The organism is Sphingobium sp. C100, from assembly GCF_000508185.1.
GTDB lineage: Bacteria > Pseudomonadota > Alphaproteobacteria > Sphingomonadales > Sphingomonadaceae > Sphingobium.
This window is the reverse complement of sequence record NZ_AYOY01000140.1, coordinates 1-13345: the sequence shown is the minus strand read 5'-3', so window position 1 is coordinate 13345 and position 13345 is coordinate 1. Positions and strand designations below refer to the sequence as shown.

At 63.9% G+C, this 13345-nt stretch carries 13 protein-coding genes and 4 tRNA genes; 9 read left to right on the top strand and 8 right to left on the bottom strand.

The genetic code is table 11. The features are described 5' to 3' along the window. Positions 1-4 precede the first annotated feature (4 nt). Positions 5-1639, bottom strand: a complete 1635-nt coding sequence (locus C100_RS34875; RefSeq protein ID WP_031309349.1) for a TldD/PmbA family protein — start codon at positions 1637-1639, stop codon at positions 5-7. 447 nt (positions 1640-2086) lie between these two features. Between C100_RS34875 and C100_RS34870 the strand changes: the two genes are divergently transcribed. Beyond that, positions 2087-2872, top strand: a complete 786-nt coding sequence (locus C100_RS34870) for a sulfotransferase domain-containing protein (protein ID WP_024019682.1) — start codon at positions 2087-2089, stop codon at positions 2870-2872. Positions 2873-2962: 90 nt separating this feature from the next. Here C100_RS34870 and C100_RS34865 read toward each other — a convergent pair. Beyond that, a tRNA-Pro gene (locus C100_RS34865) sits at positions 2963-3039 on the bottom strand. Positions 3040-3144: 105 nt separating this feature from the next. Further along, the gene (locus C100_RS34860; protein ID WP_024019681.1) at positions 3145-3444 is read right to left on the bottom strand and encodes a JAB domain-containing protein; all 300 of its coding nucleotides are present in this window, start codon (positions 3442-3444) and stop codon (positions 3145-3147) included. Between the two features lie 170 nt (positions 3445-3614). Here C100_RS34860 and thyA point away from each other — a divergent pair, with 170 nt between their 5' ends. The 4 genes from thyA to C100_RS34840 all read left to right on the top strand — a co-directional run bounded on the left by thyA (position 3615) and on the right by C100_RS34840 (position 8347). Then, complete coding sequence (gene thyA / locus C100_RS34855) at positions 3615-4553, top strand: thymidylate synthase (RefSeq protein WP_031309347.1); 939 nt, start codon at positions 3615-3617, stop codon at positions 4551-4553. A 122-nt stretch (positions 4554-4675) separates the two neighbouring features. Beyond that, entirely contained in the window at positions 4676-5971 is a 1296-nt protein-coding gene (locus tag C100_RS34850) for a 3-methyl-2-oxobutanoate dehydrogenase (2-methylpropanoyl-transferring) subunit alpha (protein WP_024019679.1), read from the top strand. Positions 5972-6015: 44 nt separating this feature from the next. Beyond that, complete coding sequence (locus C100_RS34845) at positions 6016-7020, top strand: alpha-ketoacid dehydrogenase subunit beta (RefSeq protein ID WP_031309345.1); 1005 nt, start codon at positions 6016-6018, stop codon at positions 7018-7020. A 4-nt stretch (positions 7021-7024) separates the two neighbouring features. Continuing rightward, complete coding sequence (locus C100_RS34840; protein ID WP_024019677.1) at positions 7025-8347, top strand: dihydrolipoamide acetyltransferase family protein; 1323 nt, start codon at positions 7025-7027, stop codon at positions 8345-8347. A 42-nt stretch (positions 8348-8389) separates the two neighbouring features. Here the strand turns inward: C100_RS34840 and C100_RS34835 are convergent, their stop codons facing one another. Together C100_RS34835 and C100_RS34830 are read right to left on the bottom strand one after the other, a co-directional pair. After that, complete coding sequence (locus C100_RS34835) at positions 8390-9133, bottom strand: class I SAM-dependent methyltransferase (protein WP_031309342.1); 744 nt, start codon at positions 9131-9133, stop codon at positions 8390-8392. 67 nt (positions 9134-9200) lie between these two features. After that, positions 9201-9680 carry a hypothetical protein gene (locus C100_RS34830; RefSeq protein WP_024019675.1) on the bottom strand — a complete coding sequence of 160 codons (480 nt, stop codon included), beginning with the start codon at positions 9678-9680 and terminating at the stop codon, positions 9201-9203. 158 nt (positions 9681-9838) lie between these two features. Between C100_RS34830 and C100_RS34825 the strand changes: the two genes are divergently transcribed. The 4 genes from C100_RS34825 to C100_RS34810 all read left to right on the top strand — a co-directional run bounded on the left by C100_RS34825 (position 9839) and on the right by C100_RS34810 (position 11431). Beyond that, positions 9839-10993 (top strand): AI-2E family transporter, encoded by a 1155-nt coding sequence (locus C100_RS34825; RefSeq protein ID WP_031309340.1) that lies wholly within the window; start codon positions 9839-9841, stop codon positions 10991-10993. A gap of 41 nt (positions 10994-11034) precedes the next feature. Continuing rightward, positions 11035-11111 (top strand) — tRNA-Asp (locus tag C100_RS34820). An 83-nt stretch (positions 11112-11194) separates the two neighbouring features. After that, positions 11195-11271, top strand: a tRNA-Asp gene (locus C100_RS34815). A gap of 83 nt (positions 11272-11354) precedes the next feature. Continuing rightward, positions 11355-11431: transfer RNA gene (locus C100_RS34810), tRNA-Asp, on the top strand. 213 nt (positions 11432-11644) lie between these two features. On the opposite strand, the gene aqpZ is transcribed toward C100_RS34810, so the two are convergent. The 3 genes from aqpZ to C100_RS34795 form a co-directional block, all read right to left on the bottom strand. After that, entirely contained in the window at positions 11645-12376 is a 732-nt protein-coding gene (gene aqpZ / locus C100_RS34805; protein ID WP_024019673.1) for an aquaporin Z, read from the bottom strand. 248 nt (positions 12377-12624) lie between these two features. Beyond that, a complete protein-coding gene (locus C100_RS34800; RefSeq protein WP_024019672.1) occupies positions 12625-12867 on the bottom strand; it encodes a DUF2842 domain-containing protein in 243 nt (80 codons plus the stop codon). Next, positions 12864-13345 (bottom strand): 5-formyltetrahydrofolate cyclo-ligase (locus tag C100_RS34795; protein WP_024019671.1); only part of this gene is annotated, 482 nt, incomplete at its 5' end. The genes C100_RS34800 and C100_RS34795, both read right to left, overlap by 4 nt.

Genomic DNA, 13345 nt, shown 5'->3' with positions numbered 1-13345 from the left:
CGTATCAGCCGAGCGAGCGCGCGGTGTTGATGACATTGATGCCGTTGAAGCGCGCGGTCGACGAACCATGCGACACGGCCGAAACCTGCGCCGGCTGACCTTTGCCATCGAAGAAGGAACCGCCCAGGCGATAGTCGCTGGCGTCGCAGACCCCGGCGCAGGCGTTCCAGAATTCGGGCGTGCGGATCTGGTAGGCGACATCCTCGATCTGCTGACCGATCTTGCCATTCTTGATCTCGTAGAAGAGCTGGCCGCCGAACTGGGCGTTGTAGCGCTGCTGGTCGATCGAAAAGCTGCCGTCGCCGATGATGTAGATGCCATCCTCGACATTGGCGATCATGTCCGGAACGCTCTGCTTGGCCTTGCCCGGTTCGAGGCTGACATTGGCCATGCGCTGGAACTGCACATTGGACCAGCTATCGGCATAGCAGCAGCCGTCCGAAGCCGTTTTCCCCTCGATATGCGCCTGGTCGCGGATCGCCTGATAGCCGACCAGCTTGCCGTCGCGGATGAGATCCCATTTCTTGGTCTTCACGCCCTCATCGTCATAGGCCACCGCGCCCAGGCTGCCGGGCTGGGTCTTGTCGGCGACGATGTTCACCTTGTCGCTGCCATATTGGAAATGCGCCTTGAGCTTGTCCATCGTAGCGAAGCTGGTGCCGGCGTAATTGGCTTCATAGCCCAGCACGCGGTCCAGCTCGAGCGGATGGCCGACCGATTCGTGGATGGTGAGCCAGGTGTGCGACGGATCGAGCACCAGATCATATTTGCCTGGCTTGACCGAAGGCGCCTTGATCTTCGCCAGTGCCTGCTTGGCGGCGGCGACTGCATCCTCCTTCATGTCATAGGATTGGCCATAGACGGTGACGCCGTTGGGCAGCACCGTCTTGCCCGACGCCGCGCCGTCCAGATATTCGAAGCCCAGCCCCATCGGCGCGGAAAGCCCCTCGCGCACACGGAACTTGCCGCTCGCCTGATCGACGGCGGTCACTTCCATCGGCGCCCAGATGCGATGCACATCCTGGTCGATATAGCTGCCATCGGTGCTGGCGAAATATTTCTGCTCGTTGACCAGGAACAGGATGGAGCGGATGAAGCTGGCGCCTGCATCCAGCGCGGCGGCGTTGACGCCCATCAACAGGTCGACCTTGTCCTTGATCGGCACGGCCATGCTGTTCTTGACGATGGGCGTGCGCCAGCTCACCTCGCCCACGCCCTTGACCGGGGCGAGTTGCACCGGCGCGCTCTGGCCCGGCGCGTTGGCCTTGGCGATCGCGACGGCTTCGCGCGCGGCCTTGGCGACGGCATCGCTGGTCATCTCGTTGGTGGCGGCAAAGCCCCAGGCGCCGTCGGCGATCACGCGGACACCCACGCCCATCGATTCGGTGTTGACGATATTTTCGACATTGCGTTCGCGGGTGATGACGAACTGGCGCAGATAACGACCCACGCGCACATCGGTATAAGTGGCGCCAGCGCCCTTGGCCGCGTTCATGGCCGCATCGGCGAGCTGCTTCTTCACCGCCACGTCGATCGCGCTGTTCAGCGCTTCGGCCGCGATGACCCTGCCGAACATCGAAGGCAGCATGAGGCCGCCCGCGCCCATGGCCCCAAAGGCCAGAAAATCGCGTCTATGCAAGATATGTCTCCCACCTGCGAAAGCCCGCCTGATGCGGGTCGGATTGTGCCTGATATGCGGCCGGCGACCGTATTGGCTTGATAAGGCGGGATCATTGCCGCCCCGACAGGCCGGGTCAAACATCTTTTACGAGCGTGCAGGAAGCGCGTTCCGGCTTTCGACAGATGACATCTGTCGAAAAGCGCTGGCTAGGCTGAACATCCGGACCGGTGGAGCGCAGCAGAACGCGCCGCTGTTTTGTGGGTAAACTGGTTCGGTTTCAATGTGAAGAATAGAGCGGACAAAAGAGGAAAGCCGGTGACGGACCGCTGCAATCCGGCTTTTGCGCAGTCCGATCGAGATGCACAGCGCTGGTTATACGCCGCTTGTATTGGGCGATCATAAGTGCGTAATCGCTCCGGTGGAGCCGTTCTTATCACCTCGGCGCGAGAGGCGTGAATATTGCCAATGTCGGCATCACTGAATATGCAAAAAGTGTCGGCTTTCGTTTGCGGCGCACAAAAGGGCGGCACCACGAGCCTTCATGCCCATTTTCGCGACCATCCCGATCTGGCTGACCCCAAGGTGAAGGAACTGCATTTTTTCGACAATGAGTCGATCAATTGGTCTGCGCCTGATTATGGCAAGTTACATGCCTTCTTCGCGGGCGCACGTGAAGGTGGCATAAGATATGATATCACGCCGATCTATATGTTCTGGCCCGGCGCGCTTGAGCGAATTGCGGCCTATAATCCGGATGCCCGACTGATCTTCCTGTTCCGCGATCCGTTTGAAAGAGCGTTTTCCCACTGGGCAATGGAATGGGCGCGTAAAGCCGAGCAACTGCCATTTGCCGACGCCATCAGGTCTGGCCGGGCCAGATTGGCGGGATTACCCAATTATGCACGAGCATGGCGCGTTTACTCCTATCTGGAGCGGGGCCTTTATGGCCGTCAGGTGGAACATGCGCTCACCATCTTTCCGCAGCATCAACTGTTGTTTCTTCGTTCTGAAGACCTGCGCAGCGATCATGGGCGAGTACTGGAGAAAATTTCGCAATTTCTCGATTTGCCCGGCTTTCCTCCAAGCGAAGCTAGGAACGAACATGTGCGGGCCGAGATCGACTATCCTGCATCGCCCACCGAGGACGACAAACACCACGTTGCAGCATTTGTCGCGCGCGACCTGGAGCGGTTCGCGCGCCTGACCGGTCTGGACATTTCCCAATGGCCCTGCACGCTACATAATTTCTGACAAGGCACCAGCAGGGGGCGACGTCATCAAGAGCGAGGGTCATACCCCTGTAGACAGAGGTATGACAATGCGGAATAAACTGAGAAAATGTGGTCGGGGAAAGAGGATTCGAACCTCCGGCCCCTGCCTCCCGAAGACAGTGCTCTACCAGGCTGAGCTATTCCCCGACCGATGCCGAAACCGCTTTGTGGGCGGCCCCGTAAGGCAGGAGTGCGCCTATAGAGAGGGCTTTCCGGGCTGGCAAGCGATCAATGACGCTTTTTTTGCTGAGTTCAGAGCAGGCCGGCAGCGCGGAAGCTGAAGCGTTGATCGCGGGCATGAATCCTGTGATCGGCCAGGCGCAGGTCCAGCGGCCGGAAGCTGCGGACCAGGGCGCGGGTCAACTGGACATCGGCCGGACCGGGCAGGGCCGATTGTCCGTCCGGGCGCTGCTGGACCAATGCTATCCACTGGCTTTCTTCCAGCAGCAGGTCGGGCAAAACGACATGCAACCCGCGGCGCAACGGCAGGATACGGCGCGGCCGCCATTCATCGTCCAGGATCGTCAGCGCCAGCCAGTCATTGCCCGTCATGGCCAGATGCTGCCGTCAGGGGCGATGCCCGACCAGCCGGAAGCGGGTCCGAAGTGGAGCCAAGTGCCGATCATTTGCTCCGATCCGACAGCAAGATTGGCGGGCGGGCTGCGCTCGGCTACAGCCGCAGGCGATCAGACTCATTGCCGCAGGACACCGCCTTGACCGATATGCCCGCTTCGCCCGCACCCCATTATGAGCAGCAATATCTGGATTTGATGCGGCTGGTCTGGACCGGCGGGGATGAGCGTATCGACCGGACGGGCGTCGGCACGCGGTCGATCCTGGGGGCGACGATGCGATTTTCGCTGGCCGACGATGCGGTGCCGCTGCTGACCACCAAGCGGGTTTATTGGAAGGTCGCGGCGCGCGAGATGCTGTGGTTCCTGACCGGCGACACCAATATTCGCGAACTGGTGCGGCAGGGCGTGCATATCTGGACCGACTGGCCGCTCGACGCCTATCGCAAGGCGACCGGGGAAGCGATTGATCGTGACGCCTTCGAGGCGCGAATCGTCGCTGACGAGAATTTTGCCCGGCAGTGGGGCGACCTGGGGCCGGTCTATGGCGCGCAATGGGTGAACTGGCCGGTCTATGAGCCGGCGGGTGACGGGCTGTATCGCAGGGCCGAAAAAGGGCGCAACCAGATCTCCGACCTGATCGACGCCATTCGCACGACGCCGGGTTCGCGCCGTCTGCTCTTCACCGGCTGGAATGTGGCGGAAGTGCCGCGCATGGCGCTGCCGCCCTGCCATATGACCTATCAGTTTCAGGTGGCGGACGGGCGGCTGAACGGCCTGCTGTTTCAGCGCAGCTGCGACTTGGGCCTCGGCTTCGCCTTCAACATTTTTGGTCTGTCGATGATGACCCGGATGCTGGCGCAGCAAACCGATCTGGAGCCGGGGGAGATCGTCTGGCAGGGTGGGGACGTTCATCTCTATCTCAACCACGCGGCGCTGGTGGAAGAGCAGATGGCGCGGATTCCGTCCGGCGCGCCCAGATTACGGATCAATCGGCGGCCTTCATCCATTTTCGATTACAGGATCGAGGATTTTGAAGTGCTCGATTATACGCCGCAGGCCCCTATCTCCGCACCGGTCGCCGTCTGAAACGCGACAGCGAAAGCGACAGGTAAAAAGGGTAAATTGGGTCAGCAAGGCTTGCCTTCTGCGGCGTTGAAATATAATATCTGCGCAAAGCAATATTATTGCAACGCACCATAGGAGGCAGGATGAGCGATCCGATCGGATCTGTGGGTATTGAAGGGCAGGCGGGACATAATCTTCCGCCGCTGCGCCTGCATGTGCCCGAGCCGCCCGCGCGGCCCGGCGAGAGCGCGGACTTCACCCATTTCGACATTCCACCGGCCGGCGCCCAGGCGCGCCCGGACGAAGCGTGTCCGCCCGCCGACATGCGCGACATGGCCTATGGGCTGGTGCGCGTGCTGGATGAGGAGGGGCAGGCCGTCGGCCCCTGGAACCCCAGGCTTCCGGCCGAAACCCTGCTCAAGATGCTGCGCTATATGGCGCTGACCCGCGCGTTCGATGCGCGCATGTTCCGCGCCCAGCGGCAGGGCAAGACCAGTTTCTACATGAAGTCGACCGGCGAGGAAGCGGTGTCGATCGGGGCGGCGCTGGCGCTGGCGCGGGACGATATGTGTTTTCCCAGCTATCGCCAGCAGGGCATATTGATTGCGCGCGACTGGCCCATCATCGACATGATGAACCAGATTTACTCCAACACCGGCGACCGGCTGAAGGGGCGCCAGTTGCCGATCATGTATTCGGCGCGGGAGGCGGGCTTTTTCTCCATCTCCGGCAACCTCACCACTCAATATCCGCAGGCGGTCGGCTGGGCGATGGCCAGCGCGGCCAAGGGCGATACCCGCATCGCCGCGACCTGGTGCGGCGAAGGATCGACTGCCGAGGGCGATTTCCATTCGGCCTGCACATTCGCCAGCGTCTACCGCGCGCCTGTCATCATGAATGTGGTGAATAATCAGTGGGCTATCAGCAGCTTTTCAGGTTTTGCCGGGGCTGAGTCCACGACCTTCGCCGCGCGCGCCGTAGGCTATGGCATCGCCGGATTGCGGGTGGACGGCAACGACATCCTTGCGGTCTATGCGGCGACGCGCTGGGCCGCCGATCGGGCGCGGGCCAATGGCGGCCCGACGCTGATCGAGCATTTCACCTATCGCGTCGAAGGGCACAGCACCTCGGACGATCCCAGCGCCTATCGATCGGCCGAGGAAAGCAGCCAATGGCCGCTCGGCGATCCGATCGCGCGGTTGAAGCAGCATTGCATCGCGCTCGGCATCTGGGACGAGGAACGCCATGCGGCGATGGACCAGGAACTGGCCGAACTCGTCCGCGACGCAGCCCGCGCCTCGGAAAAGAACGGCATCCTGGGCCACGGCCTGCATCATCCGATGGAAAGCATGTTCGAGGAAGTGTTCGAGGAGATGCCCTGGCATCTGAAGGAACAACAGCAGCAGATGCTGGACGAATGGAAGGCGGCCGGGCTGTGAGCGAGGGCATGACGCAGGATGAGGCGCGTACCGACGTGCAGCAGATGAACATGATCCAGGCGATCAACAGCGCCATGGACGTCATGATGGAGCGCGATCCCGATGTGGTCGTAATGGGCGAGGATGTGGGCTATTTCGGCGGCGTGTTCCGCGCGACCGCCGGCCTTCAGCAGAAATATGGCAAGAACCGCGTGTTCGACACGCCGATCACCGAATGCGGGATCATCGGCGTGGCTGTGGGCATGGGCGCCTATGGGTTGCGGCCGGTGCCGGAAATCCAGTTCGCCGACTATATCTATCCCGCGCTCGACCAGCTGGTGAGCGAGGCGGCGCGGCTGCGTTATCGTTCGGCGGGCGAGTTCATCTCCCCCATGACGGTGCGGTCGCCCTTTGGCGGCGGCATCTTCGGCGGGCAGACGCACAGTCAGTCGCCCGAAGGCATTTTTACCCATGTGTCGGGCGTCAAGACGGTGATCCCCTCGACCCCCTACGACGCCAAGGGGCTGCTGATCGCGGCGATCGAGGATAATGATCCGACCATCTTCTTCGAGCCCAAGCGCATCTATAATGGTCCCTTCGACGGCCATTATGACACCCCGGCCAAGAGCTGGGCCGGCCATGCGCAGGCCCAGGTGCCCACCGGCTATTACCGCATACCGCTCGGCAAGGCGCGGATCGCGCGGGCGGGCGAGGAGCTGACCATCCTCTGCTATGGCACGATGGTCCATGTGGTCGAACATATGGTGGCGACGCTGAACGTCGATGCGGAGATCATCGACCTGCGCACGCTCGTCCCGCTGGATATAGAGGCGATCGAGGCATCGGTGAAAAAGACCGGCCGTTGCCTGATCGTCCATGAAGCCACGCGCACCAGCGGCTTTGGCGCGGAATTGTCCGCCCTGGTCCAGGAACGCTGCTTCTATCATCTCGAAGCGCCGATCGAGCGCGTCACCGGATTCGACACGCCCTATCCGCACAGTCTGGAATGGGCCTATTTTCCGGGGCCGGTGCGCATTCGCGAAGCCATCAACAAGATTTTGAAGGACTAAGGTCATGGCGCTGTTCACGTTCAAGCTGCCGGACATCGGCGAAGGCATTTCGGAAGCCGAAATTGTCGGCTGGCACATAAAGGTTGGCGACCGGGTCGAGGAGGACCAGCCGATCGCCGACATGATGACCGACAAGGCGACGGTCGAGATGGAAAGCCCGGTCGCGGGCGTCGTGGTGCGTCTGGCCGGTGAGCCGGGCGATCAGGTGCCGATCGGGTCGATGCTGGTAGAGATTGAGGTCGAAGGCGAAGCGGGGGCCGGGACTGGGGCCGGGGCCGGGACCGCGCCGCCGCCGAGCAAGGAGACGATTGAGGCGGAGACGCCGGGCGAGGCGGTGATGGAGGATGTCCGCCAGGACAGCGTTCGCACCGATCCTGAAAAAGCGCCTGCTTCTGCGGCGCCGTCCAGGACGGAAGAAGGAGAAGGTTCAGCCAGGCTCGACCCGAACGAAGCAAAGGGAGGAGCGGAACCGATCCTTGCTTCGCCCGCCGTGCGCGCACGGGCGAAGGAACTGGGCATTGACCTGTCGCAGGTGAAGCCGACGGGCGACCGCATCCGCCACGCCGATCTCGACGCCTATCTGCTTTACGGGTCGGGACAGGGCTATCGCCCCGCCGGCCGTTCGGCGCCGCGCGCCGATGAGGCCATCAAGGTGATCGGTATGCGCCGTCGCATCGCGGAAAATATGGCCGCCTCAAAACGTCACATTCCGCATTTCACCTATGTCGAGGAAATCGACGTGACCGCACTGGAGGATCTGCGCGCGCAGCTCAACGCCGGGCGCGGCGACCGGCCCAAGCTCACCATGCTGCCGTTGCTGATCGTCGCCATGTGCAAGGCGCTGCCCGATTTCCCGATGCTGAACGCCCGCTATGACGATGAAGCGGGCGTGGTGACGCGCCATGGTTCGGTGCATCTGGGGCTGGCGACGCAGACTGACGCGGGCCTGATGGTGCCGGTGATCCGCGATGCGCAGGACCGCAATGTCTGGCAACTCGCCAGCGAGATCCGTCGCCTCGCCGACGCCGCGCGCACGGGCAAGGCGAAGTCGGACGAATTGTCCGGCTCCACGCTCACCCTCACCTCGCTCGGCCCGCTGGGCGGGATCGCGACGACGCCGGTCATCAATCGGCCGGAAGTAGCGATCATCGGCCCCAATCGCGTCATCGAGCGGCCCGTCTTCCGGGGCAAGGAGGTGGTCGCCGCCAAGTTGATGAACCTGTCGATCAGCTGCGACCATCGGGTGGTCGACGGCTGGGACGCGGCCAGCTTCGTCCAGGCGGTCAGGAAGCTGCTGGAGGCGCCGGCCTTCCTCTTCGTAGACTGATCGGCCGGGCGCGCAGGAGGCAGGGCGCAGGAGGCAGGGCGCCTATTTCGTCAGGACGACGACGGCGCCCTCCTTCGGGTCGGGCATGAACAGCATCCGCATCGCCCGGCGCAGCATCTTCCAGCGCCGCTTGCTGAGCCAGCGGCCCGAAAAGTCGCGCTCCTGATAGAATGTGCTGAAAAGCAGCGACGGCATCGGCAGCACGCGAAAGCCGGTGAAGCCCGCTTGCCTGCCGCGCGCGATGATGACGTGCGGGGGCATGTCGCGTTCGTTGACGCCGAACCGCTCCATCGCGTCGATGGATTCGGCCGACTGGCTGTGCCCTTCGCCCGGCTCATGAGTGATGAGCAGGCCGCCGGGCCGCAGCGCCCGCCACGCCGACCGGATCGCCAGCGCCTCATCCTCGGCATGGTGGAGCGCGTCGAAGAAGATCGCGGCGTCGAACCGGCCGTCAAGCTCCAGTTGCTCGAAATCGCTGCACAGGAAGGTAGCGCGGTCCTCCACGCCGTTCAGCCGCGCATTCTCCCGCGCCACCGCGATCATGTCGGGCGCGATGTCCTGCCCGGTCACATCATGGCCATGACGCGCCAGGAAGATGCTGGTCCAGCCACCGCCGCAGCCAAGATCGAGAATGCGCGCGGGCGGAGGCGGCAACAGGCTCATGATGAAGCCGATCGAGGCCAGCTGGATGCCGCATTGCGGATCGGAAAAGGGCTTGCTGAGGGAATGTGCAACGCCCGATTCCCCCATGTTGGCGAGATAGGCGCGCTCGGCGTCTTTGGGCATGAACATATCTCCAGTCAGCCCTTTGCCCTAGGATAGCCGGCCTGCCGCCTCAACCCACATTGCGACGTCAGCGCAGCGTGGCGCGATAGCTGAGCCGCCCGGACTGTCCTGGCCCTGCTTCGGGCAGAGGCCAGCGCACATGGGTGACATCGGCCGGCACGGCGCGGCGGACACCGCCCAGAGCGGTCGGTAACCATAGCTGGTCGAGCCTGCCCCAATGGGCGCCGCCATCGACCGAGACTTGCATCAGCGGGTCGCTGGCGTCCAGTTCCACGCCCCGCGGCACGGGGCGGATCAGCGCCGCGTCGCGCAGAGGCGCGCTACCATCGTTGCGCCAGTTCAGGATGACGATCAACTGGTCGCCCGGCGCGGGTCGGGCGGTGCTGGCGAGGATGCGGCGAGGGCGTCCGTTGATGTCGGTGGTGACACGCTCGACGAAGGTCTGGGTGGTCAGCAAGAGGAGCTGCTGCGCGGTTGCGGGGGACGTCCCCGCCAGCGCCCCGATCGCGCTGAGCCATGCGCCCGCGCCCGTTTTCCATGCCCTCATGCCTCGCCCCTTTCCACGGCCCCGGCCCGGACTTATCGCGCGCATGCCAATATTTGGTTAAGCGCCTGTTTGCCCTGAAGATCGCACCGCTTTGGAAATTGACGCGGATCGCGGCGCGGCGCACATCCATGCGCGTGCGACGGGCGAGAGAATCAGGCGTGACAGCGGCGGAACAACAGGAAATTGATCGGCGGCGCGACCGTCTTCTGGCATCAATCGCGCTGTCGTCGGGCATCGGCCTGACGCTGGCGCTGCCCTTTGCGTTGCGGGCGGGGGCGGAGTTCTTCCTGCCGCTGACCGCCGCCTTGGTGATCGCGATCGCGCTGGTGCCGCTGCTCGAATGGATGGAGCGGCGGGGATTGCCGTCGGGCCTGGCCGCGCTGATCGCGGTGATCGGCTTTCTGGTGGTGGCCAATACCGCGCTGGTGCTGATCATCGTGCCGGCGACCGACTGGTTCAGCGCGCTGCCGCAGCGGCTGCCGCAGATACAGGCCAATCTGGCGCCGCTGATCGATTTCTACGCCAACCTCCAGCGCTTCGTCGACGAAACCGTTCAGATGCTGGCTTCCGGCCCTGTGGCCGCCGCGCAGACCGCAGCCGTCGATGCACCACGATCCTTGCTGCAATTCGCCGCGACCTCCGCGCCTTCGGCGATCATCCAGATGGTGTTCGCGCTGCTCATCATCTATTTCTTCCTCGCCGGCTGGACGAAGCTGCGGCGGCGCACGATCAACAGCCGGGGCAGCTTCGATGGCGCCATGGCGGTCGCGCGGGTGATCCAGAATGTGGTCGACGCGACGTCCGCCTATGTCATCACCATTGCCACCATCAACCTGTGCCTGGGGCTGGCGGTGGCGGTGGCGCTGTGGCTGATCGGGATGCCGTCGCCGCTGATGTGGGGCGGCATCGTCGCGCTGCTCAATTTCGTGCCCTATTTCGGGCCGATGCTGGCGGCGGTGCTGCTGGCGCTCGGCGGGTTGATGGTGTTCGACGATGTGTGGGTCGCGCTGACGCCGGCCGCGTTGCAGGTCGGCTTTCACCTGGTGGAGGCGAATGTCGTCACGCCGATGCTGCTGGGCCGGCGGCTCACCATGAACCCGCTGCTGATCCTGGTCTCCCTGGCCTTTTGGGGATGGGTGTGGGGCACGCCGGGCGCGTTGCTGGGCGTGCCGCTGCTCATCATCATCCAGACCGTCGTGTCGGCGGCGGGGATGCCCGATATTGCGGGTTTCCTGTTCGAGCAGGGAACGTTGACGGTGGCGCGGCGGAAAGAAAATGCGGATAAAGATGAAACTGATGTTGCGGACGGTTGACAGTCCTCGCGGACCCGCATAGACGGCCGCCCACACCAAACGCGGGTGTAGCTCAGTTGGTTAGAGTGCCGGCCTGTCACGCCGGAGGTCGCGGGTTCGAGCCCCGTCACTCGCGCCACTTTCCCTGACCGGAAGGCGGATTGGTGTTTTCAGACATGCATCGTCTGGTGATCGCAAGATCATCAACAGATCCCGCCCTGCGCGGGTGTAGCTCAGTTGGTTAGAGTGCCGGCCTGTCACGCCGGAGGTCGCGGGTTCGAGCCCCGTCACTCGCGCCACTTTCCCTGACCGGAAGGTGGATTGGTGTTTTCAGACATGCATCGTCTGGTGATCGCAAGATCATGAACAGATGCCGCCCTGCGCGGGTGTAGCTCAGTTGGTTAGAGTGCCGGCCTGTCACGCCGGAGGGCGCGGGTTCGAGCCCTGTCACTCGCGCCACTTTCCGGGAACGGAAAGTGTTTCGTCCAGACATTGTGTCGTCTGACGGCTGAAAGGCCGAAAAGGATGCAGCGGCCCGCGCGGCGGATGTCGAAGCGCGATCCTGCCAAGCTGGAGGTTGCGGCTCCGAATTCCCCCATGCGCGCCATCCCATGGTCATCGTCATGCGGGAGGGCCAGCGCCACGGACGGCGCCAGCCCTCATGTCATGACGTTACAGCGCTTCGCCGGTCACGGCCGGGGGCAGGGGCTCAGTCGCGATCCAGCGATATACGCCGCCCGCCGCCAGCGCGCCGACCACCGGCGCGATCCAGAACAGCCATAGCTGCTGCATCGCCAGACCGCCGACCAGCAAGGCGGGCCCCGTGCTACGCGCGGGGTTTACCGATGTGTTGGTCACCGGAATGCTGATCAGGTGGATCAGCGTCAGGGCAAGGCCGATCGCGATCGGCGCGAAGCCGGCCGGGGCGTGGCTGTCGGTCGCGCCAAGGATCACCGACAGGAAGCCGAAGCTGAGCACCAGTTCGATCGCCAGCGCCGATGGGAGCGAGTAGCCGCCGGGCGACAGGGCTCCATAACCGTTGACGGCCAGCCCGTCGCCCATGAGCATGAAGCCCGGTTGGCCGCTCGCGATGAACAGCAACAGGGCCGCCGCCAGCACGGCGCCGACCAGTTGGGCCACGATATAGGGCGCGATGTCGCCCACCGGAAAGCGTCCGCCGGCCCAAAGGCCGATGGTGACCGCGGGGTTGAGGTGGCAACCTGACACATGGCCGATCGAATAGGCCATGGTCAGCACCGTCAGGCCGAATGCCAGGCTGACGCCCAGCAGGCCGATGCCGACATCGGGAAAGGCGGCCGCGAGCACGGCGCTGCCGCATCCGCCGAACACCAGCCAGAATGTTCCCAAAGTTTCAGCGAAAAGCCTTTTGCTCAGAACAACCATCGCCTTCTCCCATATCCGTGGACCCATGCCACCGATGGCATCGACGTCCGGTGCGGGGTGGCGCCGCCCGGTGAGGCAGGAATGGACATGAAATGGCGGGGCGGCGCTGCGTGCGGAAAGAACTGCGATAGGCCTTGGATCATGGCGCCGCGCTCCGTCGGGTCGGCGTCCATCCGCCCGGAAATCGCGGGACGGCCGTTACGCTACCTCAACGGTTTAATAGCCCTTCGGCTTTGGCTTGTCACGGCTTAACCGCGCCGCCAGCGCCCCGTTTCCATCCAGGCGAGGAGGCGTCGGAGCGGCAGCAGCCAGATCCAGATGATCCCCAGCACCACATAGACCGGCACCTGCGCCCAGACCGGCAGCGCGCCGATCAGGCCCGACAGGCTGGCGACCAGCACTGCCCATGCCAGGATCAGGACGACGATCGCCAGCATTCCCATCGGCTTGCGCCAGCTGGGCTGATGATAATGGCGCGGATCGATGCTCATGCTTGCGTGCCCTCGATCAGTTCGACTTCGGTCATCACGATATGCAGGGGCAAGTCCCAGGGGTCGGCCGGCAGCGAGTCGATCTCCTGCGCCGACCAGGCCAGGCCCACGCGCAGCGCGTCGGGGAAACGTGCGAACGCCCGGTCATAATAGCCCCCGCCCTGGCCCAGCCGGTTCATCGACCGGTCGAACCCGATCAGCGGTGCGATGATGACATCGGGCGTGACCGCGCCGCCGCCCGGTTCGGGATGGCTGGTGCCAAACAGGCCGGGGAAAAGCTGATCCTCCGTCCGCCAGGCGAGAAATTCCATGCTGCCCAGCCGATCCAGCACGCGCGGGAGCGCCACGACCTTGCCCATCGCATGAAGCTGGGGGGCGAGGCGCTGGGCGGGGGCTTCATCGTCCATGCCCATGTAGAGCGCCACCACGGCGGCATCGGCGATGCGGCGGGCGAGCGGCGAGGGAACGGCCCTGAAGG